The organism is Nocardia sp. NPDC059195 (genome assembly GCF_042754695.1).
Classification (GTDB): domain Bacteria; phylum Actinomycetota; class Actinomycetes; order Mycobacteriales; family Mycobacteriaceae; genus Nocardia.
The window spans coordinates 1-24,594 of sequence record NZ_JBHZBG010000011.1 but is presented as its reverse complement, the minus strand read 5'-3'; the positions used below and the strand labels follow the sequence as shown (position 1 = coordinate 24,594).

Here is a 24,594-nt window from a genome sequence, read left to right as displayed (position 1 = left end):
GCAAGACTTCGGCAGAGCAGGGGTGGCGATGATTGCGCAGTACTGGGTTCGATGGTCGGCAGAACACGGAGCGCCGCGGGCGATCCTGCGGTGGCAGGTGCGTCGCGGCGATCCGTTCGCGACGTTGCTCAGCGGTCAGCGGGGCTTGCACAACCCCTATCCGCTGATCGATGAACTGCGCGGTCGCGGCGGATTGATCAAGACGGCGGTGTCCTTCGCCACGTTCGATCACGCGCAGGTCCGAGCGATCCTGCGCGACCCCCGATTCGGCGTGCGACCGCCCCTCAACGCTGAGCTACCTGCACCGTGGCACAAGCTCGCCGAGCGGGTCACGGTGCCACCCAACCCGGTCGAGCCGCCGTCGATGCTGGTCCTCGACCCGCCCGAGCACACCCGGATGCGCAAGCCGGTGGCCTCGGCATTCACCCCGCGCGCCATCGCCCGGCTGCGCGAGCGCGTGGAGGTGGTCACCGCCGAACTGCTCGAGGCGATGCCGGCGGACGGATCGGTCGATCTGATCACCGATTTCGCGGCCAGGGTGCCGATCGCGATCATCGCCGACATGCTCGGCTTCCCGCCCTCGGACCACGAGATGTTCCTGCGGTGGGGCGACAAGATGACGCCGTTGCTCGATCTGGGCACCTCGTGGCGGTCGTATCGGGCGGCGATGGCCGCGACCGAGACCATGGACGAGTACCTGGCCGACCACATCGCCACGTTGCGCCGCGCACCGGGCGAGGACATCCTGTCCACACTGGTCAGCTCGGGCGATCTGAGTCTGCGGGAACTGCAGGCCGGCGCGAGTCTGCTGATGGGCGCCGGATTCGAGACGACGGTCAATCTGATCGGCAATGCGGTCGCCGCGCTGTCGGCCAATCCCGACCAGCTCGCCCTCGCCCAGGACGACCCCGACCGCTGGCCCGACGTGGTCGAGGAGACGCTGCGGTTCGATCCACCCGTCCAGACCACCGCACGCCAGACGCTCGAGGATGTCGACATCGATGGCGTGCGGTTGCGGGCGAACAGCACGGTCATCCTGTCGCTGGCCGGAGCCAACCGCGACCCGGCGGTCTTCCCCGACCCGCACCGCTTCGATATCGACCGCCCGAATGTCAAGGAGCACGTGGCGTTCAGCAGCGGCATCCACGCGTGCCTCGGCGCGAGCCTGGCCAGGATGGAAGCGGAGCGCGCGTTGCGCGCGCTCTACACCCGCTACCCGAACCTGCGCTTACGCGGCGAGCCGACCCGCCGAAACCTGTTCACGCTGCACGGTTTCGAGCACATGCCGGTCGATCTCGGGCCGGTCGCGCGCACGTCGGCGCCCGACGATCTGGCAGGCGCCGCGCATCCGGCCTAGTCAGGTGGTCGAGCGCCAGCGGTAGCGGGTCTTCGGGCGACCGGCCCGGCCGTAATCGGCACGGCGCTCGGCCAATCCGTCGTCGGCGAGCTTCTCCAGGTATCGCCACGCCGTGATCCGCGAAACACCGACGGCCGCGGCGGCATCGGTGGCCGTGATGCCGGATTCGGCCGAGCGCACCGCTCGCGAGACTTCTTCCAGGGTGTGCTGCACAACGCCTTTCGGCGCGCCGGCCTTCTGGTCGGCGGTGCGCAGTGCGCCGAGCGCGCGGTCGATGTCGTACTGCGACAGGGCCGCCTCGCCCGCGGGCAGCGCGGTGTCGAAACCGCGGTAGCGTTCGAGCTTTTCGCGGAACGCGGCGAAGGTGAACGGCTTGAGCAGATACAGCACCACACCGTGCGCTACCGCACTGCGCACCATGTTCAGCTCGCGCGCCGAGGTGATCGCGATGACATCGGGTCGCGGCTGCAGTCCGTTGAGTGCGGCGGCCACATCGAGCCCGCTGATATCGGGCAGCCCGATATCCATCAGTACCAGATGGAACGGATTGCCCGCGGCGATCGCCTCGGCCGCCACTCGCAGCGCGTCGCGTCCGGTGTGCACGACGCCACCGGTGACGAAACCGTCGAGCCGTTCGAGATAGGCCCGGTGTGCCTGGGCGATCAACGGCTCGTCCTCGACGATCAGAACGCGGATCAAGGTGTCTCCCTCAGCGGAATGCGAACGATGACCGCGCTGTGTGGTGCGGCCGTGGTGGTGATGGTGCCGCGATGTCGGTCGACGAGGCGGTGCACCAGCGCGAGGCCGAGGCCCGCGTGGTCGGATTTCGTGGTGTAGCCGCGTTCGGCGGCACGCGAGAACATCTGGGCCGACATGCCGGGTCCGCTGTCGGATACCTGGACCCACAGCGCGCCGTCACGATGACACACCGACACCTCGACGCGCTTGGCGACGGTGCCCGCCGCCGCGTCGATCGCGTTGTCGATCAGGTTGCCGACCAGGGTCACGGTCTCGTGCGCGGACAGCGGGTCGGTGGAGTCCAGCGCGGTGTCCTCGCTGATGGCCAGGCTCACCCCGCGCTCGGCGGCCTGGTCGACCTTGCCGAGCAGCAGCGCGGCCAGCGCCGCGTCGCCGACGGCGGCCAGCAAACGGTCGATCAGCACCTGTGAGAGCTGTAGCTCCGCGGTCGCGAAGGCCACCGCTTCGTCGGGGCGGCCCAGCTCGACCATGGTGACCACGGTGTGCAGCCGGTTGGCGGCCTCGTGCGCCTGGGCGCGCAGCGATTCGGCGAAGCCGCGCACCGAGTCGAGTTCACCGAGCACCGCGCGCAGTTCGGTCTGATCGCGGATGGTGAGCACGGTGCCGATCTCGCGGCCCTCCCAGCTGACCAGGTCCTGGTTGACCAGCAGAATGCGGTCGGTGGTCACGTGTGTCTCATCGCGCACCACGCCCCCGCTCATCTGCTGCAGCGAGATGGGCAGGTCACCGCGGTGCACCGGACCATCGGGCAAGTCGAGCAGGGTGCGTGCCTGATCGTTGACCACCTCCGCGGCCTCGGCCTGGGCGCCGAATACCACCAGCCCCTCGTGGACGGAGTGCAGGACGGCGTCGTGGTGTTCATAGAGCGCGCGCAGCTCGTCGGGGGCGAGACCGTGGGTCTGGCGGCGCAGCCTACGGCTGATCAGGAACGACGACAGCGCGGCCAGCGCGAGCCCCACCGCGGCCAACCCGAGGATCAGGGGCAGCTGAGTGGCGACCTGGGTGCCGATCTTGGCTCGGGTGACCCCGGCCGAGACCAGGGCAACCACCCGGCCGTTGTCGTAGACCGGGGTGACCGCGCGGATCGAGGGGCCGAGGGTTCCGGTGAAGGTCTCGGTGAGGGTCTGGCCTGCCAGCGCACCGTCGATGCTGCCGATGAACGGCTTGCCGATCAGGTCGGGGTTGGTGTGGGTGTAGCGCGTGCGGTCCGGTGCCATCACGACGATGAAGTCCATGCCGGTGGCCGCTCTGATCCGCTCGGTGGTCGGCTGCAGCAGCCCGCTCGGGTAGGGCGAGTTCACCGCGGCCAGGGTCGACGGTGACCGCGACACCGTCACCGCGACGTCTCTGACCTGCATTTCCGCGGCCACGTCGTGGTCGCGCCTGGCATCGAACACGGCCAGGATGGTGCCGACGGCGATCAGCAGCCCCAGCACCACCAGCTGCCATACGAAGGCCTGCCCTGCGAGCGACAGTCGTACTCGTCGCACCTCTTGCCTCCGACCTGGATTTCTCGAACGTTATGCGCCTATATGAAACTTATGGAACAAAGTGACGGCCGTCACAATAGTTCCTCATGCTCGTCGGCATGAGTGATACCACCGCAGCGCGGAAACGCGACCATACCCACTGGCTGTACATCGCGGTGATCATCGCGGTCGTGGCCGGCGTCATTGTCGGCCGGGTGGCCCCGGAATTCGGTCAGTCACTGGCGCCGCTCGGCACCGTGTTCGTGAACCTGATCAAGATGATGATCGCACCCGTCATCTTCTGCACAATCGTCCTCGGCATCGGTTCGGTGCGCGCGGCCGCCACCGTCGGCAAGGTCGGTGGCCTGGCCATCGGCTATTTCCTGGTGATGTCGACGGTCGCGCTAGGCATCGGGCTCGTCGTCGGCAACCTCATCGATCCGGGTGACGGACTCGATGTCGGCACCGCGGGAGCGGGTGCGAAATACGCCGATCAGGCACACAGTGCGGGCGGCACGTGGGACTTCATCGAGAACATCGTGCCGACCACGCTCGTGTCATCGCTGACCGCGGGCAGCGTGCTGCAGGCATTGTTCGTCGCGCTGCTGGTCGGGTTCGCCGTACAGGCGATGGGCGATGCCGGCGCGCCGATCCTGCGCGCGGTCGCGCTGGGCCAGAAGCTGGTATTCCGGATCCTGTCGATGATCCTGTGGCTGGCTCCGATCGGCGCGTTCGGCGCGATCGCGAATGTGGTCGGGCGCACCGGCTGGTCGGCGGTGGTGCAGTTGGCGACGTTGATGATCGCGTTCTATCTGACGTGTCTGGTGTTCGTGTTCGGTGTGCTCGGCGTGATCCTGCGGGTGGTCTCGGGCGTCTCGATCCTGAAGCTGTGCCGGTATCTGTCGCGTGAGTACCTGCTGATCGTGGCGACCTCGTCGTCGGAGTCGGCGCTGCCGCGACTGATCGCGAAGATGGAACACGCGGGGGTGGAGCGCACCACGGTGGGTGTTGTTGTGCCGACCGGGTATTCGTTCAACCTCGACGGCACCGCCATCTACCTGACGATGGCCTCGATCTTCATCGCCGACGCCATGGGCAAGCCGCTCGCGCTCGGCGAGCAGATCGGCCTGCTGCTGTTCATGATCATCGCGTCCAAGGGTGCCGCCGGTGTCACCGGTGCCGGTCTGGCCACCCTCGCGGGCGGTCTGCAGAGCCATCGCCCCGACCTGCTCGACGGTGTCGGCCTGATCGTCGGTATCGACCGCTTCATGTCGGAAGCCCGTGCGCTGACCAACTTCTCGGGCAACGCGGTCGCCACGCTGCTCATCGGCACCTGGACCGCGACGGTCGACGCCGACCGGACCCGCCGCGTGCTCGACCGTGAATTGCCGTTCGACGAGGAGACGATGGTCGACGATCACGAGGTGGATCAGCCCGTCGAACTCACCAAACCTGCGCCAGCGCAGTCGGTCGAAGTGCGGTGAGAAAGCCGATAGGCCCCGCGATGAGAAATCGCGGGGCCTATCGGTGGTGTCGGATGCGGGACCGGCTGCGCCGTTGTGGGGGGTTAGATTCTGGACCACTTGCCGGGGTTGAGGTGGAACTGCACCAAGGCGCTGGCGTGACCGTGGCCGAGGCTGTGCTCGGACTTCAGCCAGCTGACCAATGCGGTGTGGCCGCTCGGCTCGGCCGCGGCGAGCAGCGCGAACCACTCGTCGACGGTGCGCCCGTACTTGGCCTCGATGGTGGGGAAGTAGGACGCGGGGCCGTGCGGTGCGTTCGCCATGGTGGTTCCTCCTCGATGGGTGTTCGTTATCGGTACAGACGGCGTGGCGGTAGGGAATTCATCGGCGGCGACTCATGCCGCGACGAGTGGGCGTTCGGTCGAGCTCACGCGGCGCTCGCGGATCAGCAGCACGCCGGCGAGCGCCACCAGGACCGCGGTGAAGCCGTGCACACCGAACGCGGTGGCGGTGGAGCCCTGCCAGCTCAGGACGGTGGTCATGTCGCCGAATGGGGTGAGTGAGGTGGCCAGCATGACGACGCCGAGCGCGAAGCGCTGCTTGGTGGCGAGCAGGGAGAGGATCACCACGCCGCTGACGATGTCACGGACGCCCTTGAGGTTCAGGAACGCCACCGCGTCGCCCGCGGGCACCGCGGGAAGGCCGAAGCCCGCGGCAGTCGCCTCCGGGGCGATCAGGTAGTTGATGCCGACGTAGATGATGAAGAGCCCGCCGAGCAGGGAGAGGGCGGTGGCGATGCGCGAGGTGGTCATGATGTGCTCCTGAATCTGTGCTGTGCTCTGAAATCTAGCGGCGCTAGGTGTTGAGAGAACCATAACCCAGCCTCGCTATCTTGTCTAGCACTGCTAGAATTTCAAGCATGAGCACGCAACAGCGCAAAGAACGCGACCGCGCCGAACGGCATCAGCGGATCATCGACGCCGCACGTGAGATGGCCGAAGCGGACGGCTGGGACGCGGTCACCATCCGAAAACTGGCCGACCGCATCGAATACAGCCAGCCCGTGCTCTACAGCCATTTCGCGAACAAGGCGGCGATCGTCGGCGCTGTTGCCCTGCAGGGCTGCGTCGAGTTCGCCGAGAAACTGAAGGTGGCCAGGGAGGCGGCGACCACCCATTCCGAAGTGGTCGCCAATGTCGCCCGCGCCTACCTCGACTTCGCCACCGACAACCCCGCCCGCTACGACGCCATCTTCGAGCAGAAGACCGACCTCGAGTTCGGCCTCAACGCTCCGCAGCCCCTGCGCGACGCCTTCGCCGGTCTGAAAGCGATGTTCACCCCGTACGCCGAAGGTGACGACCTCGGCGCCCGCACCGAAGTCGCCTGGGCCTCCCTGCACGGCCTCGCGACCCTCGAGCGCAGCAGCCGGCTGCGCCCCGAACTCCGCGAACGCCGCATCGCCTTGCTGGTAGACGGGGCCAGCGAAGCGGCGGATTGAGCGCTCATCGGCGCGCGGACCGGGTCCGCGTAGGTTGGAGCAGGTAGGCATGCGTGCGAAGGGACGGCAATGGCGGAAGTAATTGTGGTCGGCTCGGGGCCGAACGGTCTCGCCGCGGCGGTGATCGCCGCTCGCGCCGGGTTGTCGGTGCGGGTTCTCGAAGCGCAGGAGCAGGCGGGCGGCGGTTCGCGCACGGCCGAGCTGACCTTGCCCGGCTTCCATCACGATATCTGTGCCGGTGCGCATCCGATGGCATTGGCATCACCCTTCTTTCGCGCCTTCGATCTCGAGGCGCACGGCGTCGAACTGCTCGCCCCGACCGTTTCCTACGCACACCCCCTCGACGGTGGGATCGCCGGATTGGCTTGGCGCAACCTCGAATCCACTGTCGCCGACCTCGGGCGCGACGGCGGGGCCTGGCGCGACCTGTTCGCGCCGCTGGTCGAGCACTGGCCCGAGGTGGTCGAGTTGGCCATGTCGGATCTGCGGCATCCACCGCTGCGGGTCGGCACGGGTATCAAGTTCGCTACCCGCCTGCTCGAACAGGCATCCCCGTTGTCCGACAACCGTTTCAGCGGTGAGGTCGCGCCCGCGATGTTCAGCGGTGTGGCCGCCCACGCCATCACCTCACCGCGCGCCTTCCCCGCGGTCGGCGCCTCCCTGCTGCTCGGCACCCTCGCGCACGCGGGCGGCTGGGTGATCCCGCGCGGTGGCAGCCAGGCGATCCCGAACGCGATGATCGCCGAGATCGAAAGCCTCGGTGGCGAGGTGCGCACCGGGCACCGGGTCGACGATTTCGCCGAACTCGCCACCGCGCGCGCGGTGCTGTTCGACACCTCGCCCGCCGAACTCCTTCGCATCGCCGGTGACCGGCTGCCGTCGCGATACCGCAACGGCCTCGGGCGTTTTCAGTACGGAAACGCCGCCTGCAAGGTCGATTTCGCCCTGTCGGGGCCGGTGCCGTGGGCCGCACCGGGCGCCGACCTGGCGGGCACCCTGCACCTGGTCGGTACCAGGGCGCAAGCCATGCGCGCCGAACATCAGGTCGCCACCGGCAGATTCGCCGATCGGCCGTTCGTCCTGGCCATTCAGCCCGGCGTCGTCGACCCCACCAGGGCGCCCGAGGGCCAGCACACCTTCTACACCTATGCCCACGTTCCCAACGGAACCGATCGCGATATCAGCGACCAGGTGATCGACCAGGTTGAACGCTTCGCGCCCGGTTTCCGCGACCTGATCCTCGCGAAACACGTGCGCCCGGCGGCCTTCATGCCCGCGCACAATGCCAACTACGTCGGCGGCGATATCTCGGCGGGCGCGATGACCACGCGCCAGACCCTGTTCCGGCCGCTCGCTCGCTGGAACCCCTACTCCACCCCGATTCCGGGCACCTACCTGTGCTCGTCATCGACCCCGCCCGGGCCCGGCGTCCACGGGATGCCGGGGCTGCACGCGGCACAACACCTGCTGCGCAACCGTTTCGGCATCGTCACCGACCCACTCGACCTGTTGCGCGGCGAGGCACCCGCCTACCGGTAGCCGCTCAGCTCGGCTTCATCGGTATGTCGTGGACCTTGTCGGGCTCGAACAGATCGGGCTCGAGATAGATCGTGCACGCGTTCGGCACAGCGGCGTGAATGCGGCCGTCCGCGGCCGCGATCACCTCGGACACCTGCGTGATATCCAGGCCGGCGTGCAGCGCGATCTTGGCGTTGATCAGCAGGTCCTGCGGCCCGAGGTACTGGGTCTGCATCCGGATGACCCGCTCGATCCGCGGATCGGTGAGCAGCGCCGACCGAATCGCGGTGTCGTCCTTGGCCGTCGCGCCCTCACCGATCAGCAGACTCTTGGTCTCCACGATCAGGATCACGGCGTTCACACCGAGCAGAATGCCGATGAGGAGTGTGCCGATGCCGTCCCACACCGCGTTGCCGGTGAGCACCGTCAGACACACGCCCATGAGAGCGAACAGCAGGCCGATGATCGCGCCCGCGTCCTCCAGCAGCACCACGGGCAGTTCAGGATTGCGGGTGTGGCGGATGAAATGCCACCACGATTGCTGACCCTTCAGCGGCGCCGACTGTTTGCGCGCCGTGCGGAAGCTGCCGCTCTCCAACACCAACGACACACCGAGGATCCCGATCGCGACCCAGTGCGATTCGATCTCCGCCGGGAACCGGATCTTGTGGATCGCCTCGTTGATCGCGAACAGCGAGCCCATCACGAACAGCACGAGCGCGACAACGAACGAATAGAAGTACCGGTTGCGTGAGTACCCGAACGGGTGCAGCGTGTCCGGCGCCTGCTCGGCTCGGTGACGTCCGACCAGCAGCAGCGCCTCATTGCCGGTGTCGGCCACCGAGTGCACCGCCTCGGCCAGCATCGACGACGAGCCGGTGATGAAAGCGCCGATGAACTTGGCGACCATGATGCCCGCGTTCGCCCCGAGCGCGGCGATGATCGCGACCTTGCTGTCTCCACCTTGCTCGGCCATAAGCGAACGCTACCGCCAACGTAGAGCCACACTCCCGACCCCAGCACCGTGTCCCCGGGCCGCCGTGTTCTCGGCGCGCCTCCGCCGATGGACTGACCGAAGGGTGCGACGAAGGAGTGCCCGTAGGGAGGGAAGAGGTGGAGTTAAGCGCCGAGAACCGCGGCACCAGCCGCAAATAGATACAGCCAGCCGCTATTTGACTCTGTAGAGGTCTGGCTCGAGGTAGATCAGGCGGGCTGTCGGTACCGCGGCGCGGATACGCGTTTCGGCCGCGTCGATGGCCTCGGCGATTCCGGCGATGTCGAGGTTCGGTGCGATGGCCACCTTGGCGGCGACCAGCATTTCCTCGGGGCCGATGTACTGGGTCTTGAGGTGGATCACCGAGGTGATCTTGGTGCCGTCGACCAAGTTCTCGTGGATGGCCTGACCCTGTTCGGGGGTGGCGCCTTCACCGATGAGCAGGCTCTTCATCTCCACGATCAGCACGATCGCGATGATGCCGAGCAGGACACCGATGGAGAGGGTGCCGATGGCGTCGTAGATCGGGTCGTCGGTGACCATGGTCATCCCCACCGCGCCGAGGGCGAGAATCAGACCGATCAGTGCGCCGGTGTCCTCGAGCAGCACTACCGGCAGCTCGGGGCTGCGCGAGTTGCGGATGAACCGCCACCAGCTCGCATTGCCCTTGAGTGGCCGGGATTCGCGCACGGCGGTGAGAAAGCTGAAGGTCTCCAGGCCGATCGCGATCACGAGGATGACGACCGCGACGATCGGCTGACTCAGCTCCTCGGGGTGCTGGACCTTGTGGATGCCTTCGTAGATCGCGTACACCGAGCCGAGGGTGAACAGCACCAGCGCCACGACGAACGAGTAGAAGTAGCGGTTACGGCCGTACCCGAACTGGTGCAGGTCGTCGGCGTCCTTGGCGGCGGCGCGTTGCCCGAACAGCAGCAGACCCTGGTTCGAGGTGTCGGCGACCGAGTGCACACCTTCGGCCATCATCGATGCCGACCCCGTGATGAACGCGCCGACGAACTTCGCCACCGCGATCCCCGCGTTGGCCACCAACGCCGCGACGATCGCCTTCTTGCCACCACCAGCCGACATGCCGGCCCGCCCTTCTGCTCACTGAACACGACTCGCCACAGCCTAATAGGACACAGCCGCGAAGCGGTCATTTGTCTCTCGCGCATTGCCGCAGCGATGGGGGAGGTTTCGCCTCGGGCGCAGATCAGTTGCCGTCGCCGACGCAGGCGCTGAACAGCTGGGCGGGGCCGCGCAGCGCGCGCGCTTTGATGTCGGTGTCGGTGGCGGAGATCCAGGCCGCGCTGCCACGTTCGACGATGAGAGTGCGTCCGTTCTCGGAGAGCTCGACCGTGCCCGCGGTGCACAGCACGATGCCGGGTCCGGCATCGGCGAGTACGACCGGCTCGGCCTCGGCGCCGAGGTCGAAGCGGCACAGGGCGAATTCCGGTGCGGGCGTGCGGTATCGGATGCCGCCGTCGCCGCCGGGTTCGGGTTCGATCACCGGTAGGTCGATCGGTTCGAAGTCGAGTACCCGCAGGAGTTCGGGCACGTCGACGTGCTTGGGCGTGAGCCCGCCCCGCAACACGTTGTCGGAGTTGGCCATGATCTCCACCCCGACCCCACGCAGGTAGGCGTGCAGATTGCCGGCCGAGAGGAACAGCGCCTGGCCCGGTTCGAGGGTCAGCCGGTTGAGCAGCAGCGCGGCAAGGACACCCGCGTCGCCGGGGTAGACCTCGGCCAGTTCGAGCGCGGTGCGCACCTCGGCGGTGAACGCCCGCGCGCCCTTGCCGGACAGGTAGTGCACGCAGCCCTCTAGCACCGTGGGAAGCAGCTTCGACAGCGCGGCGGGCGGCAGGGTGATCCAGGTGGTGAACAGGGTTCGCAGGCCGGCCGAATCAGGCTGGGCGGCAAGCAGTTCGGCGTAGACATTGAGGCCGGGCACGTCGAGCGCGCGCAACAACTCGACGGTGCGATGCGGGTCGCGGAACCCCGCCAGTGCCTCGAAACGCTCCAGTGCGACAACGAGTTCGGGCTTGTGGCTGTCGTCGCGGTAGTTGCGCAGCGGCGAGTCCAGCGCGACGCCGGTGCGGTTCTCCCGTTCGAATCCGGCGCGCGCCTGCGCCGAACTCGGGTGGGCTTGCAGCGACAGCGGTTCCTCGGCGGCGAGGATTTTCAGCAGGAACGGCAGCCGGGTGCCGAAAGTGTCGGCCACCGCGCCCAATTCGCCCGCCGGGTCGGCGGTGAGTACCTCGAGCAGTGAGCGCTCGCCCGAGTCGGTCTGCACGTGCGCGGGATCGGCCGGGTGCGCGCCGAACCAGAGTTCGGCTTCGGGATGGGCCGAGGGTACCGGCCTTCCGCACAGCTGAGCGAGCGCGGTGCGCGACCCCCATGCGTAGGAACGCAGCGCACCAACGAGTTCCTGCACTAGTAGCGTCCCCCGTCGTATCGATCCGGTTCGGGCGCGGTGACACCGCGCGCACCGGTCAGTCGAAGATAAGCCGCGGCCATGTCCAGCCGCAGCGCGAGCACGGCCAGCTGCTCGAGTTCACTGCCGTGACCGCCCCCTGCGGCGGACTCGGCAGCGGTTCGTTCGATCGCGGCACCCGGGTCGGCGAGCTGAGATTGCAGCACATCGACATCGGCATGGACCAGATCGGCGTCGACCAGTCCCGCGCCGGCGCCTTCGAAGACCGCGAGCTTGCGCCGGGCGGCGGCCTGATCGGGGTGCACGCTCAAGGCCAGCACCCGCACCCGGTCGACCGGGGCCGGTCCGTCGAGCTCCTCGTCGTGGAACAGCGGATCGAAGCCGGGCGCGGTGCCGCCGGTGGTCGCGGCCAGGCGGCCGACCGCGGCGACAGCATCGGCGAGATCGGCGGCCGAAACCAGCTTGCCCGCGGATTGCAGCAGCACCTCGGCACCGTGACCGGCCAGTTCGACAGCGGCTGGCGAGTCGCCCGCGAGGACGACACCGACACCGTGCATGCGCGCGGCGAGCGTCTTGGCCGGGTTGTGGAAGACCTCGTTGGTCGGGCCGTCGCGCAGTGCTTCGGCATCGAGCATGTCGGCCAGCGCGGTGAGGTCCGGCGTGGCCGGGCCGCTGCGCTGGGCGTCGACACCGCGTAACACCGCGATCCCGACGGCGAGGAAACGTAGCAGCCGGTTGTGGTCGAGCACGGGCACCCGCGGTTCGAGCACGATCGCGCGACCGGCGGCGACCGCACGCAATGGACCCTCGTTGGGCGCGGCGATCACCACTTCGGCGCTGCGGCGCAGGGCACGGTCGACGGCGTCGATGAGCCGCGGATCGCCCGCGTCGTCGCCGGCGACCAGGACCACGTCCAGCGGGCCGACCCACGGCGGCAGCGAGGTGACGGGCACGATCGGCAGCCCGGCCCGGTCGCCGAGCGTGGCGACCAGCAGCCCGGCCGCGCGCGCGGCCCGACCCGAGCCCGCGACCAGTACGAGGCTGCGCGGGCGCAGGTCGGAGAGCCGTTCGATGAGCGAGGTTTCAGCGACCGCGGCGGCCGTGGCACGCACCTGGGCGCCGCCCGAAGCCGCCGAGCGCAGGGCGCCGCCGGTGTCGGCGGCCGCCAGCGACTCGGCATCGTCGAGGTCGAATACCGGTGTTCCAGCGATCATCGCCGAATCCACCTCCCCTCATCGCGCTGTGTCGTCCGTGACTCCACTATTCCAGCCGGGCACCGGCAATGCTCGTAATCTGCCGTCGCCGAATACCGGGCATGTGATTCCACTGGTACTGGTTTCATCTTCCCAGTCAGGCGCGGACGATGCTCAGGATCTCGGTCACGAGTGCGTTTACTTCGTCCTGCGATCCGGCCTCGACATTGAGTCGAAGTAGCGGTTCGGTATTCGAGGCACGCAGGTTGAACCAGGCGTGGTTCCCCAGGTCGACTGTGACGCCGTCCATCCGGTCCACCGACTCGGTGCGGTCGGCGAACGCGGCGAGCACCGCGGCGGTGCGGTCGGCGGCGTCGGCGACGGTGGAGTTGATCTCCCCCGAGGCGGCGTACACGTCGTAGGCGGCCATCAGGTCCGAGACCGGACGTTCACCCTCACCGAGCGCGGCCAGCACGTGCAGCGCGGCCAGCATGCCCGAGTCGGCACCCCAGAAATCGCGGAAGTAGTAGTGCGCCGAGTGCTCGCCGCCGAACACCGCGCCGGTCGAAGCCATCTCCTGCTTGATGAACGAGTGCCCGACCCTGGTGCGCACCGGCTTGCCGCCGAGCTCCTCGACGAGCTCGGGCACCGCGCGCGAGGTGATCAGGTTGTGGATCACGGTGGCACCCGGCTCCTTGGCCAGCTCACGCTGCGCCACGATGGCCGTGATCGCCGAGGGCGAGACCGGCTCGCCGCGCTCGTCGACGACGAAGCAGCGGTCGGCGTCGCCGTCGAAGGCCAGGCCGATGTCGGCGCCGCTGGAACGGACGAGCGCCTGCAGGTCGACGAGGTTCTTCGGATCCAGCGGGTTGGCCTCGTGATTGGGGAACGAGCCGTCGAGTTCGAAGTACAGCGGCACGATCGTGATGGGACCGAGCGTGCCGAGGACGGCGGGCACGGTGTGGCCGCCCATGCCGTTGCCCGCGTCGACCGCGATGGTGAGCGGGCGGATCTCGTCGAGGTTCACCAGCTCGCGCAGGTAGGTCGCGTAGTCGGCGAGCAGATCGGTAGTGGTCGCGGTGCCCGGCGTGCCCTCATAGGCGGGCACACCCGCGATGACCTCGGCGGCGATGGTGGCCAGCCCGGTGTCCTGGCCGACGGGCAGCGCGTTCGCCCGGCACAGCTTGATGCCGTTGTACTTGGCCGGATTGTGGCTGGCGGTGAACATGGCGCCGGGGCAGCCGAGCTTGCCGGAGGCGAAGTAGAGCTGGTCGGTGGAGGCGAGGCCGATGTGCACCACATCGAGGCCGTTGGCCTGCACGCCCGCGGCGAAAGCCTGGGACAGCGCGGGGGAGGAGTCGCGCATGTCGTGGCCGATCACGACGCGGGTGGCGCCTTCATCGCGCATGAGGCGGGCGAAGGATGCGCCCACATCGCCGACGAACGCCTCGTCGATCTGCTCGCCCACCACCCCGCGGACGTCATAAGCCTTGATCACGGCATTCACGAGTTCGCCAGAGCGCGCGAGGGTCGTCATATGGCTAAGCGTATCCGCCACTCCGCGACTTCGGCCGTACAGGTCCGCCTAGCGCGACAGTTTCGGCGGCCCCTGTGTGGGGAGGCAGGCTGGGAGGTGGTCCATGTACTCGCGAGACCAGTTACGGATCTGGCAGAACCCGTAGGTGGCCGCGTCGGCCCGTGCGTGCGGTGCGGGGGGCCGCGGGGGCGTTGTCGCGGTAGCCCGGCTGGTCGGCTTCGGCGGGGCGGCGGCGCAGGCCCGCTTCGCGGACAGCTTCGGCGAGGGCGGTGAGGTCGTCGTCGTCCGGGGTGCTCGAGGAGAAGCCGCCTTCGTGGCGGACCAGTTCCCAGCCCTTGGGCGCGGTGATGCGGCAGGCGTGCGTTTCGCAGAGATCCCAGGAGTGTGGTTCGGCGACGGTGGCCAAGGGTCCGACGACGGCGGTCGAGTCGGAGTACACATAAGTCAGCGTCGCTACAGCCGGGTTCTTGCAGCCGGGTCGGCAGCAACGACGCATAGGGATCACGACGTCGAGATTAACCCTCCGCGCGCCGAAAGTGGATACGGACACGCCTTTATTCGGGCTCCGGATCGATAAGATCGGGGTCTACGCCGAGGTAAGTTGCGATCTGCTGGACGAGTACCTCGCGGAGCAACTCGACCAGATCGTCGGGATCGGCGGCGCGCAATTCCAGCGGCTTGCGGAACAACACCACCCTGGCGCGGGTGGCCGCACCGTGGCGGTCGACGCCCGCGGGGATGAGCCGCGACAGTGGCACCGGTCCGTCGGCGACGACCTCGTCCGGCCAGGTGACCGAATCAGGATGCAGCGGACGGATTTTCGGGACATCGTCGACGGCGATATCGAGCTTGGTGAGTCGATCGTGCCAGCGGGTGTCGAGCGGAGCGAAGGCCTCGAGCACGAGCCGATCGAATTTCTGGCCCCTGGTGCGCCACGCGGGCACCGTCGGCGGGAGCATGGGGCCACGGACACCGCGGCCGCGGCGGGTCACCGAACGAGCGGTGGGTGCCGGGGAATGACGCCGGGAACGTGCCATGGGTCTTTCACCTCTCTCGCCTGCACCGTGAAGATCAACAAGGGCGTTCGCCCGGAGACACCGACGTACTGCGCCTGCGTGGCTCCGGGCCAGGCCTGGAGAGAGTCTACTTTCGAACAGTCACTTAACCGATTCCGCGCTTCAGCCTGCGACGCTCTCGTTCCGAGAGACCGCCCCAGATTCCGAAGCGTTCATCATGTGCCAGTGCGTATTCCAGGCACTGGTCACGTACTTCACAGCCCAAGCAGATTCGCTTGGCCTCACGCGTCGAGCCGCCCTTCTCGGGGAAGAACGCCTCGGGGTCGGTCTGAGCGCAGAGGGCACGTTCCTGCCACTGCTCCTCGATCGACTCGAACATCTCGTCGAAGCCCGTGACGACCAGACTCAGCCGGGGAGCCGCGACTTCGCTTACCACGTCCGGTTCCTGCCAGCTCATGTCAGCGCAGACAGCGTGAGCTGCGCCTGCTGTGGAATCGGTCGGCGAGACCAGATCTTCGGTCATCGTTCCGCCTCCTCACTATGTGTTAGCGCAGAATGATTCTTTCCGTCGGTCCGATGAGAACTCCGACGGCCCAACACCGCGACGTAGTCTCGCGGGCTTCCCCAAGCCTGCCTTCCGGCGAGATCGAAACTCTCGTGAACGTCCACCGCGCTACGACCTCGCGCTGTGTCCGTTTCGGCGAGCTGGAACCTTCTCGCAAACGCCCCCGCGCTATGCCCTCTCGCGGTGACCGGAATGACATGTCTGTGATTAGACACGCCGCACTTGCCGGTGGTCAACCCGCCGTCACCCTTCCGTTACACTCCGCACCCGCCTTTCGTGTTGATCTTGTTATGTGCTGTGGCTAACGATCAGCAAATTCACTGGACTTCGGCGCGGAACCAACCGGCAACCGCCACTCACTAGGCTGTGACCCTGTGACTGCACAACACGCGGTGCGCGAGCCCAAGATCGCCGTTCTCGTCGGCGGCGTCGGCGGTGCCCGGTTCCTCCAAGGCGTCCGGCAGCTGCTGCCCGAAGCCGACATCTCCGCCATCGTCAACGTCGGCGACGACGTCTGGATGCATGGCCTTCGCATCTGTCCCGACCTCGACACCTGCATGTACACCCTCGGTGGTGGCATCGATACCGAGCGTGGCTGGGGCCACGCCGACGAAACCTGGCACGCGAAAGAGGAGCTGGCGAAATACAACGCCCAGCCCGATTGGTTCGGCCTCGGCGATCGCGATATCGCCACCCATCTCATTCGCACCGAAATGCTGCGCGCCGGATATCCGCTGTCCGCGGTCACCGAGGCACTGTGCAATCGGTGGCAACCGGGCGTGCAGCTGATTCCGGCTACCGACGATCGCTGCGAAACCCACGTGGTGGTCAGCGATCCCGACAATGCTGGCGAACGTCGCGCGATCCACTTTCAGGAATGGTGGGTGCGGTATCGCGCGGCCCTCCCGACCCACGGATTTGCCTCGATCGGCGCCGAGCAAGCCGCTCCGGCGCCGAATGTGACCGAAATCATAGGCACTGCTGACGCCGTGTTGCTGGCCCCGTCGAACCCCGTGGTGAGCATCGGCGCGATCCTCGCCGTGCCCGGGATCCGGGGTGCGCTGCGCACCAGCGAAGCCAAGGTGATCGGGCTCTCGCCGGTGATCGATGGAAAGCCGTTGCGCGGCATGGCCGATGAGTGCCTCGCGGCGATCGGCGTCGAGTCCACCGCGGAGGCGATCGGTCGCCACTACGGCGCCCGCTCGGCCACCGGCATTCTCGACGGGTGGCTGGTGCACTCCACCGACTCCGCGGATGTCCCCGGCGTCGAGGTGCGCAGCGTACCGCTGTTGATGAGCGACCCCGAGGCAACCGCTGAAATGGCGCGCGCCGCACTGGAATTGGCGGGAGTGAAGGCATGAGCGCACACGAGGCGGCCCCCTCGATCCGGCCGGCGAACGGCGGCGGTGCGTTGCCCGACCATGCCGCCGACGAGCTGCGGATCCTTCCGGTGACCGGCCTGCCGGAGTTCCGGCCGGGTGACGACATCGCCGAACATCTTGCGGCACAAGCGCCCTGGCTCGCCGACGGCGACATCCTCGTGGTCACCAGCAAGATCGTGTCGAAGGCCGAGGGGCGCATCGTCGTCGCGCCGATCGACCCCGAGGAGCGCGACACCGCTCGGCGCAAGCTCGTCGAGGACGAGGCCGTCCGGGTGCTCGCGCGCAAGGGCCGCACCCTCATCACCGAGAACCGGCTCGGCATCGTGCAGGCGGCCTCCGGGGTCGACGGCTCCAATGTGGCCGAGGGTGAATTGGTGCTGCTGCCTATCGATCCCGATGGCAGCGCGAAAGCCCTGCGCACCGCGCTCGCTGCGCGGCTCGGCGTCGACGTGGCCGTTGTCATCACCGACACCATGGGTCGCGCCTGGCGCAACGGGCAGATCGACGCGGCCATCGGGTCGGCCGGATTGCGGGTGCTCCATGATTACGCCGGCTCTGTTGATGGGCAGGGCAACGAACTGCACGTCACGCTGGTGGCCATCGCCGATGAACTCGCCGCGGCCGCCGATCTGGTCAAGGGCAAGCTCGGCGGAGTCCCGGTGGCGGTGGTGCGCGGGCTCGACACCGACGACGACGGATCGACCGCGGCGGCGCTGCTGCGCGGCGGCGTCGACGACCTGTTCTGGCTCGGCACCGCCGAGGCGCTCGAGCAGGGTCGCAAAGAGGCTGTGCCGCTGCGTCGTTCGGTGCGCGCGTTCGCCGACGAAGCCGTCGACCCGGAGCGGATCCGCGCCGCCGTCGCGGTCGGCCTCACCGCCCCCGCGCCGCACCACACCCGCCCGGTGCGCTTCGTCTGGCTGCGCGAGGCGACCCTGCGGGCGCGGTTGCTCGAGGCCATGGCCGAGAAGTGGAGCGCCGACCTCACCGCCGACGGGCTCGCCCCCGAACGCGTGCAGCGTCGAATCGCGCGCGGTCGCATCCTTTTCGACGCACCGGAGGTGATCATCCCGTTCTGCGTGCCCGACGGCGCACATGACTACCCCGACGCTCGTCGCCAGGCCGCTGAGCAGACGATGTTCACCGTGGCAGTCGGCGCGGCGGTGCAGGGCCTGCTGGTCGCGCTGGCCGCCGATGGCCTCGGCAGCTGCTGGATCGGCTCGACCATCTTCGCGCCCGAGATCGTCCGCGAGGTCCTCGGCCTCGGCGAGGATTGGATGCCGTTGGGCGCCATCGCAATCGGTCATCCACTGGAAGAGCCTGTCCCGCGCACCGTCAGCTCGCCCGGCGCTGGGCTGGTGGAGCTGTGACCGCGCAGTCGCGCGCCGCCGCGTCGGAGCTGCGTGCCGCGACCACAGAGCCGGCACCTGCCGCACAGCCGGAGCCCGGCGCGGTGCCGCACGCCGCGATGACGGAGCTGCTCCGATGAGCGCGGAATCGCTGCACGCCTCGGCAACCGGATTGCTCACCGAGTGGGAGCCGGACACGAACGCGGATCGCTCACTGCGCGAAGCGATTCTGGCCTTCCTCGGCTCGGCGCCGCGTGGCTGCCTGCGCGAACACGCCCCCGGCCACATCACCGCATCGGCCATCGTGTTGTCCCATGACCGGCGCGACATCCTGCTCACCCTGCATCCGCGCGTCGGTCGCTGGATCCAGCTGGGTGGTCACTGCGAACCCGACGACAAGACCGTGCCGGACGCGGCGCTGCGGGAGGCGGTGGAGGAATCCGGCATTCCCGACCTGACCCTCACGTCGGGTCTCTACGGCGTGCAGGCGCACCCGATCACCTGCTCGCTCGGTGTGCCGACGCGGCACCTCGACCTGCTCTTCGAGCTCGTGGCACCCCCGGGCGCGGTGCCGGTCCGCAGCTCAGAATCGACCGATCTGCGGTGGTGGCCGGTCGACGGGCTACCGGCGGGCGCCGACGTTCTGCTTCGGTCAGAAGGGTGATGTAAAGGCCCCTGAAAAGGTCTCTGACCTGTAACGACGACGACCGTGTCCCGATGGGCACGGTCGTCGCTTTCGTTATTCGATCATGTCGACTTTACAAATTGCGAAATTTGTCTAGACATCGAACATCTGCGCACCTATCGTCTGTGACAGAGAGTTACGCACATCACAGGTGTGAGATGTGCCTCGGGATGGAGACGATGATGTCGACCGATGCAGGAGCGTCCGAGCAGCGGGTCGCGCCGCCGCAGTGGCGAGATTCCAAGCGATATCTGTGGCTGTGGGGGTTGTTCGCCCCGACCGGCCTGTTCACGATCGCGATCCCCCTGATCTGGGGCCTCAATCAGCTCGGCTGGCATCGCCTCGCCGAAGTGCCGTTCTGGCTCGGTCCGGTGCTGGTGTACATCGTGATCCCGCTGGCGGACCTGTTCTTCGGGCCCGACGGCGACAACCCGCCCGACGAGGTGATGGAGTACCTGGAGAACGACAAGTACTACCGCTACCTCACCTACCTGTACCTGCCGTTCCAGTACGCCTCGCTGATCTTCGCCTGCTACATCATCACCGCGCCGAACCTGCACTGGCTCGGCTTCTCCGGCGGCGCCAACGTGGTCGACAAGATCGGCATCGCGATCAGCGTCGGCATGATCGGCGGCATCGGCATCAACACCGCCCACGAACTCGGCCACAAGAAGGTCGAACTGGAACGCTGGCTCGCGCGCATCGCGCTGGCCCAATCGTTCTACGGGCACTTCTACATCGAGCACAACCGTGGTCACCACGTGCGGGTCGCCACCCCGGAGGACCCGGCGAGTTCGCGCATCGGCGAGTCCTTCTGGGCCTTCTGGCCGCGCACGGTCCTGGGCAGCCTGCGCTCGGCCTGGCACCTCGAGAAGCAACGTCTGGGTCGGCTCGACAAGGGTCCGTGGACGCTGCGCAACGATGTCCTCAATGCCTGGGCGATGTCGGTGGTGTTGTGGCTCGGATTGATCGCGGTGTTCGGCATCGAGGTGCTGCCGTACCTGATCCTGCAGGCCGTGATCGGTTTCAGCCTGCTCGAGTCGGTGAACTATCTCGAGCACTACGGCCTGGTCCGGCAGAAGACCGCGAGCGGACGCTACGAACGACCGGCGCCCGCGCACAGCTGGAACAGCGACCACATCGTCACCAACATCTTCCTCTACCACCTGCAGCGGCACAGCGACCATCACGCGTATCCGACCCGGCGCTACCAGACACTGCGCAGCTGGGACGGTGCGCCGAACCTGCCGAGCGGCTACGCCAGCATGATCCTGCTCGGCTACTTCCCGCCGATCTGGCGCAAGGTGATGGACAAGCGCGTGCTCGCGCACTACGGCGGGGACGTCACCCGCGCCAATATCGAACCCAAGCGCCGCGCGCAGGTGCTGGAAAAGTACGGAACCGAGGTCGGGTCATGAGTGCCTACAAATGTCCGGTGTGTGATTTTGTCTTCGATGAAGCCAAAGGCGCGCCACGCGAAGGATTTCCGCCTGGCACACTGTGGACTGCCGTTCCTGACGACTGGTGCTGTCCGGACTGTGGGGTGCGGGAAAAGATCGACTTCGAGGCGGTAGGAGAATCGCTGTGACCGACTACAAGCTGTACCAGTGCGCACAGTGCGGTTTCGAGTACGACGAGGCCCAGGGCTGGCCTGACGACGGCATCGCGCCCGGCACTCGCTGGGACGACATCGCCGACGACTGGACCTGTCCGGACTGCGGTGCCCGCAAGTCCGACTTCTTCATGGTCGAGATCGAACGTTCGTGAGCGTCGCGGGCACTCCGCGCACAGGTTCGCGCATCCCGTACCAGGAGGCCGCGCGCGAACTGCTGCGCAATTCGGTCCTGGACGGGATGCGCGAACTGCTCACCGAGCGTGACTGGTCCAAGGTCACGCTCGGTGACGTCGCGGCAAGGGCCGGGGTGAGCAGGCAGACGCTCTACAACGAGTTCGGTTCGCGCTCAGGGCTCTCGCAGGCCTACGCGCTGCGCCTGGCCGACGACCTCGTCGACCATGTGCGTGAGGCGCTCGACGCCAACATCGGTGACGCGCGCGCGGCGATCCGGGTCGGGATGACCGGGTTCTTTCTCTCCGCCGCGGGCGACCCGCTGGTCCGTTCGCTGCTGAGCGGGGAGATGAAGCCGGACCTGCTGCGGTTGATCACCCTCGACGCGGCCCCGCTGCTCGAGCACGCTACCGCACGCCTGACCGAGGTTTTCATGCACAGCTGGGTGGACGCGACGCACGCCGAGGCCGATGTGATCGCGCACGCGCTGGTCCGCATCGCGCTGAGCTACATCCCGAATCCGCCCGTGCCGGAACGCGACGCCCCGGCCGAGATGAGCGCCCTGCTCAGCCCGTATGTCGAGGCAATTGTGCAGGTACGAGGCATGTGCGTCCCCTCGGGTGAAGTGGATCACTGAGAGAAGTCACTAGCCTGAATTCGCTCCGGTGTAACCATCACCACGTTTGATGATCTGCCGGTGTGTAACGCGTCTACGGTCTGTCAGTATTCACATCGGTCGACGATTAGTCTTTTTACAGCGGAGCGGGTGTGCAAACGGTTGGCAAACCGGGGGGTTTTCGTGATCCCAAACGGTATCTCTGGGCATTAGGGCTGATCGCCCCGGCGTGCGCGCTGTTGCCCTCCCAGCTGGTGTTCCATACCAAGGCTGAAGTGTTCTGGTGGATCGGACCTGTCATCGTCCTGATCGCCATTCCCGTGCTGGACTGGATCGTCGGTGAAGACGGCAACAATCCCCGCGACGAGGACTACGCGGCGCTGTCGGCCGACCGGTACTACCGGTGGTGCACCTACCTGTTCCTGCCGATCCAGCTGATCAGCCTCGCCGTGGCCTGCTTCATGTGGACAAGCCCCGAGCTAGCCCTCGTCGACAAGCTCGGATTGGCCGCCACGGTCGGCTTCGTCAGCGGCATCGGCATCAACGCCGCCCACGAATTGGGTCACCGGGTGGAGAGTGCTGAAAAATTGCTGTCGAAGATCGCGCTGGCCCAATCGGGGTACGGCCACTTCTTCGTCGAGCACAATCGCGGACACCACGCACGCGTGGCCACCCCCGAGGATCCGGCCAGCGCCCGGATGGGTGAATCGCTGTGGGAGTTCTTGCCGCGCAGCGTGATCGGCGGGTTCGCCTCGGCCGTGCAACTCGAGCGCGCGCGCCTGTACCGGCAGGGTCGCAGCTGGTGGAGTATCGAGAACAACATCCTGCAGGCCTGGGCGATGACGGCGGTGCTGTTCGGTTCGCTGACGCTGGTCTTCGGCCCGGCTATCCTGCCGTGGCTGGTCATCCAGGCCGTGATCGGCTTCGCGCTGCTCGAGACCGTCAACTACGTCGAGCACTACGGGCTGTTGCGCGCGCGCAAGCCCAACGGCCGCTACGAACGGTGCTCCCCGCGCGACAGCTGGAACTCCGATCGCCTGGTCACCAACATCTTCCTGTTCCATCTGCAGCGCCACAGCGACCACCACGCCAACCCCGGTCGGCGCTATCAGACCTTGCGCAGCACCGAAGATGCGCCGCAGCTGCCCGCCGGGTACGCCACCATGATCCTGCTGGCCGCCGTCCCGCCGCTGTGGCGTGCGGTGATGGACCCCAAGGTCGCGGCCCATTACGGCGGTGACCTGAGCCTGGCCAACGTCGCGCCCGAGAAGCCGCGACGGTTGCTGGCCCGATACCGCGCGGCGGCCTGAGACTCCACCTCGACGGAGCCGGGAACTCGCGCGGCCCCAGACGGTAACCTAGCCAACGTGACGACCTCAGAACTTCCCGCGCGCACCGAGCTCACCCCTGACGTCCGTAACGGCATCGACTACAAGGTGGCAGACCTCTCGCTGGCCGAATTCGGCCGCAAGGAGATCCGCCTCGCCGAGCACGAGATGCCGGGCCTGATGGCGCTGCGTCGTGAATACCACGACGTCGCCCCGCTCAAGGGTGCGCGAATCTCCGGATCGCTGCACATGACGGTGCAGACCGCCGTCCTGATCGAAACCCTCGTTGCCCTCGGCGCCGAGGTGCGCTGGGCCTCCTGCAACATCTTCTCCACCCAGGATCACGCCGCCGCCGCGATCGTGGTCGGCCCGAACGGCACCGAAGACGAGCCCGCCGGCATCCCCGTCTTCGCCTGGAAGGGCGAGACACTGGAGGAGTACTGGTGGGCCGCCGAGCAGATGCTCACCTGGCCCGGCGAGCCGGCCAACATGATCCTCGACGACGGTGGCGACGCGACCATGCTCGTGCTGCGCGGTGCGCAGTTCGAGAAGGCCGGTGTGGTCCCGCCCGCCGACGCCGATCACTCCGCCGAGTACACGGTGTTCCTCGACCTGCTGCGTGAGAGCCTCGAGGCCGACAAGACCAAGTGGAGCGTCATCGCCGAGTCGGTCAAGGGTGTCACCGAGGAGACCACCACCGGCGTGCTGCGGCTGTACCAGTTCGCCGCCGCGGGTGAGCTGGTGTTCCCGGCGATCAATGTCAACGACTCGGTCACCAAGTCCAAGTTCGACAACAAGTACGGCACTCGCCACTCACTGATCGACGGCATCAACCGCGGCACCGACGTGCTCATCGGCGGCAAGAAGGTGCTGATCTGCGGTTACGGCGATGTCGGCAAGGGCTGCGCGGAGTCGCTCGCGGGCCAGGGCGCGCGCGTGCAGGTCACCGAGATCGACCCGATCAACGCGCTGCAGGCGCTGATGGACGGCTACGACGTGGTCACCGTCGAGCAGGCGATCGGCGATGCCGACATCGTCATCACCTCGACCGGTAACAAGGACATCATCACCCTCGAGCACATGAAGGCGATGAAGGATCACTCGATCCTGGGCAATATCGGCCACTTCGACAACGAGATCGATATCGCGGCGCTCGAGCGTTCGGGTGCGTCCCGGATCAACATCAAGCCGCAGGTCGACGAGTGGACCTTCGATTCGGGCAAGGCGATCATCCTGCTGTCGGAGGGTCGACTGCTGAACCTGGGCAACGCGACCGGCCACCCGTCGTTCGTGATGTCGAACAGCTTCTCCAACCAGGTGATCGCGCAGATCGAACTGTGGACCAAGCCGCAGGAATACGACAACGAGGTCTACCGCCTGCCCAAGCACCTCGACGAGAAGGTCGCCAAGATCCACGTCGAAGCCCTCGGTGGCACCCTGACCAAGCTCACCAAGGATCAGGCCGAGTACATCAACGTAGACGTGGAAGGCCCGTACAAGCCGGACCACTACCGCTACTGATCCCCGCATGACTGCCGGCCCGTCGACCATCCGGTCGGCGGGCCGGTGTCGTTGTGACGGTGCGAAGCGGTGTGCTACCGGCAGGCGGGAGCCCCGCAGCGGTGATGCGGGGGGGGGGGGGTGGTTG

At 67.3% G+C, this 24,594-nt stretch carries 26 protein-coding genes; 14 read left to right on the top strand and 12 right to left on the bottom strand.

Translation table 11 applies throughout. The features are described 5' to 3' along the window. Positions 1–28 precede the first annotated feature (28 nt). Positions 29–1,357, top strand: coding sequence for a cytochrome P450 (locus ACFXKN_RS16175; protein ID WP_378940416.1), 1,329 nt, complete (start codon positions 29–31; stop codon positions 1,355–1,357). On the opposite strand, the gene ACFXKN_RS16170 is transcribed toward ACFXKN_RS16175, so the two are convergent. Together ACFXKN_RS16170 and ACFXKN_RS16165 are read right to left on the bottom strand one after the other, a co-directional pair. Beyond that, a complete protein-coding gene (locus ACFXKN_RS16170) occupies positions 1,358–2,056 on the bottom strand; it encodes a response regulator (protein ID WP_378940415.1) in 699 nt (232 codons plus the stop codon). Continuing rightward, positions 2,053–3,606, bottom strand: a complete 1,554-nt coding sequence (locus ACFXKN_RS16165; RefSeq protein WP_378940414.1) for an ATP-binding protein — start codon at positions 3,604–3,606, stop codon at positions 2,053–2,055. Before ACFXKN_RS16165 ends, ACFXKN_RS16170 begins: the two co-directional genes overlap by 4 nt. A 98-nt stretch (positions 3,607–3,704) precedes the next feature. Between ACFXKN_RS16165 and ACFXKN_RS16160 the strand changes: the two genes are divergently transcribed. Continuing rightward, complete coding sequence (locus ACFXKN_RS16160) at positions 3,705–5,069, top strand: cation:dicarboxylate symporter family transporter (protein WP_379433282.1); 1,365 nt, start codon at positions 3,705–3,707, stop codon at positions 5,067–5,069. 83 nt (positions 5,070–5,152) lie between these two features. Here ACFXKN_RS16160 and ACFXKN_RS16155 read toward each other — a convergent pair whose 3' ends face one another. Both ACFXKN_RS16155 and ACFXKN_RS16150 read right to left on the bottom strand, forming a co-directional pair. After that, a complete protein-coding gene (locus tag ACFXKN_RS16155) occupies positions 5,153–5,371 on the bottom strand; it encodes a DUF4287 domain-containing protein (RefSeq protein WP_379433281.1) in 219 nt (72 codons plus the stop codon). A 72-nt stretch (positions 5,372–5,443) separates the two neighbouring features. Then, the gene (locus ACFXKN_RS16150) at positions 5,444–5,860 is read right to left on the bottom strand and encodes a DUF4267 domain-containing protein (RefSeq protein WP_379433280.1); all 417 of its coding nucleotides are present in this window, start codon (positions 5,858–5,860) and stop codon (positions 5,444–5,446) included. 107 nt (positions 5,861–5,967) lie between these two features. Here ACFXKN_RS16150 and ACFXKN_RS16145 point away from each other — a divergent pair, with 107 nt between their 5' ends. Both ACFXKN_RS16145 and ACFXKN_RS16140 read left to right on the top strand, forming a co-directional pair. Next, positions 5,968–6,546: a TetR/AcrR family transcriptional regulator gene (locus ACFXKN_RS16145; protein ID WP_379433279.1), complete on the top strand. Its 579-nt coding sequence runs from the start codon at positions 5,968–5,970 to the stop codon at positions 6,544–6,546. 69 nt (positions 6,547–6,615) lie between these two features. Then, entirely contained in the window at positions 6,616–8,085 is a 1,470-nt protein-coding gene (locus tag ACFXKN_RS16140) for a phytoene desaturase family protein (RefSeq protein ID WP_379433278.1), read from the top strand. Between the two features lie 4 nt (positions 8,086–8,089). On the opposite strand, the gene ACFXKN_RS16135 is transcribed toward ACFXKN_RS16140, so the two are convergent. From ACFXKN_RS16135 to ACFXKN_RS16100, 8 genes are all read right to left on the bottom strand, one after another. After that, on the bottom strand, positions 8,090–9,040 hold the full coding sequence (locus ACFXKN_RS16135; protein ID WP_378940408.1) for a cation diffusion facilitator family transporter: 951 nt from the start codon (positions 9,038–9,040) through the stop codon (positions 8,090–8,092). 192 nt (positions 9,041–9,232) lie between these two features. After that, entirely contained in the window at positions 9,233–10,147 is a 915-nt protein-coding gene (locus ACFXKN_RS16130) for a cation diffusion facilitator family transporter (protein WP_379433277.1), read from the bottom strand. 124 nt (positions 10,148–10,271) lie between these two features. After that, entirely contained in the window at positions 10,272–11,492 is a 1,221-nt protein-coding gene (gene manA / locus ACFXKN_RS16125) for a mannose-6-phosphate isomerase, class I (RefSeq protein ID WP_379433276.1), read from the bottom strand. Further along, positions 11,492–12,706, bottom strand: a complete 1,215-nt coding sequence (locus tag ACFXKN_RS16120) for a tobH protein (RefSeq protein ID WP_379433275.1) — start codon at positions 12,704–12,706, stop codon at positions 11,492–11,494. Before ACFXKN_RS16120 ends, manA begins: the two co-directional genes overlap by 1 nt. 136 nt (positions 12,707–12,842) lie before the next feature. Beyond that, entirely contained in the window at positions 12,843–14,222 is a 1,380-nt protein-coding gene (locus tag ACFXKN_RS16115) for a phosphomannomutase/phosphoglucomutase (RefSeq protein ID WP_379433274.1), read from the bottom strand. Between the two features lie 121 nt (positions 14,223–14,343). Further along, positions 14,344–14,718, bottom strand: a complete 375-nt coding sequence (locus ACFXKN_RS16110) for a DUF3499 domain-containing protein (protein ID WP_101466035.1) — start codon at positions 14,716–14,718, stop codon at positions 14,344–14,346. Between the two features lie 58 nt (positions 14,719–14,776). Beyond that, a complete protein-coding gene (locus ACFXKN_RS16105) occupies positions 14,777–15,259 on the bottom strand; it encodes a metallopeptidase family protein (RefSeq protein WP_194826429.1) in 483 nt (160 codons plus the stop codon). A gap of 124 nt (positions 15,260–15,383) precedes the next feature. Further along, a complete protein-coding gene (locus ACFXKN_RS16100) occupies positions 15,384–15,617 on the bottom strand; it encodes a WhiB family transcriptional regulator (protein ID WP_133733920.1) in 234 nt (77 codons plus the stop codon). A gap of 560 nt (positions 15,618–16,177) precedes the next feature. On the opposite strand from ACFXKN_RS16100, the gene cofD reads away from it, so the two are divergent. The 10 genes from cofD (at position 16,178) to ahcY (ending at position 24,467) form a co-directional block, all read left to right on the top strand. Next, positions 16,178–17,164, top strand: a complete 987-nt coding sequence (gene cofD, locus ACFXKN_RS16095) for a 2-phospho-L-lactate transferase (protein ID WP_378940403.1) — start codon at positions 16,178–16,180, stop codon at positions 17,162–17,164. Continuing rightward, the gene (locus ACFXKN_RS16090) at positions 17,161–18,552 is read left to right on the top strand and encodes a coenzyme F420-0:L-glutamate ligase (protein ID WP_379433273.1); all 1,392 of its coding nucleotides are present in this window, start codon (positions 17,161–17,163) and stop codon (positions 18,550–18,552) included. The genes cofD and ACFXKN_RS16090 overlap by 4 nt, the downstream gene beginning before the upstream one ends. Further along, entirely contained in the window at positions 18,549–18,671 is a 123-nt protein-coding gene (locus ACFXKN_RS16085) for a hypothetical protein (RefSeq protein WP_378940401.1), read from the top strand. Before ACFXKN_RS16090 ends, ACFXKN_RS16085 begins: the two co-directional genes overlap by 4 nt. Continuing rightward, positions 18,668–19,195 carry an NUDIX hydrolase gene (locus ACFXKN_RS16080; RefSeq protein WP_379433272.1) on the top strand — a complete coding sequence of 176 codons (528 nt, stop codon included), beginning with the start codon at positions 18,668–18,670 and terminating at the stop codon, positions 19,193–19,195. The genes ACFXKN_RS16085 and ACFXKN_RS16080 overlap by 4 nt, the downstream gene beginning before the upstream one ends. Before the next feature lie 200 nt (positions 19,196–19,395). Then, complete coding sequence (locus ACFXKN_RS16075) at positions 19,396–20,634, top strand: alkane 1-monooxygenase (RefSeq protein WP_379433271.1); 1,239 nt, start codon at positions 19,396–19,398, stop codon at positions 20,632–20,634. After that, the gene (locus ACFXKN_RS16070) at positions 20,631–20,804 is read left to right on the top strand and encodes a rubredoxin (protein WP_358183913.1); all 174 of its coding nucleotides are present in this window, start codon (positions 20,631–20,633) and stop codon (positions 20,802–20,804) included. Before ACFXKN_RS16075 ends, ACFXKN_RS16070 begins: the two co-directional genes overlap by 4 nt. Continuing rightward, positions 20,801–20,983, top strand: coding sequence for a rubredoxin (locus tag ACFXKN_RS16065; protein WP_266292625.1), 183 nt, complete (start codon positions 20,801–20,803; stop codon positions 20,981–20,983). The genes ACFXKN_RS16070 and ACFXKN_RS16065 overlap by 4 nt, the downstream gene beginning before the upstream one ends. Continuing rightward, positions 20,980–21,639, top strand: coding sequence for a TetR family transcriptional regulator (locus tag ACFXKN_RS16060; RefSeq protein ID WP_379433270.1), 660 nt, complete (start codon positions 20,980–20,982; stop codon positions 21,637–21,639). Before ACFXKN_RS16065 ends, ACFXKN_RS16060 begins: the two co-directional genes overlap by 4 nt. A gap of 131 nt (positions 21,640–21,770) precedes the next feature. Then, positions 21,771–22,928, top strand: coding sequence for an alkane 1-monooxygenase (locus ACFXKN_RS16055; RefSeq protein WP_379433269.1), 1,158 nt, complete (start codon positions 21,771–21,773; stop codon positions 22,926–22,928). A 57-nt stretch (positions 22,929–22,985) separates the two neighbouring features. Further along, entirely contained in the window at positions 22,986–24,467 is a 1,482-nt protein-coding gene (gene ahcY / locus ACFXKN_RS16050) for an adenosylhomocysteinase (RefSeq protein ID WP_378940396.1), read from the top strand. Positions 24,468–24,594: the final 127 nt, after the last annotated feature.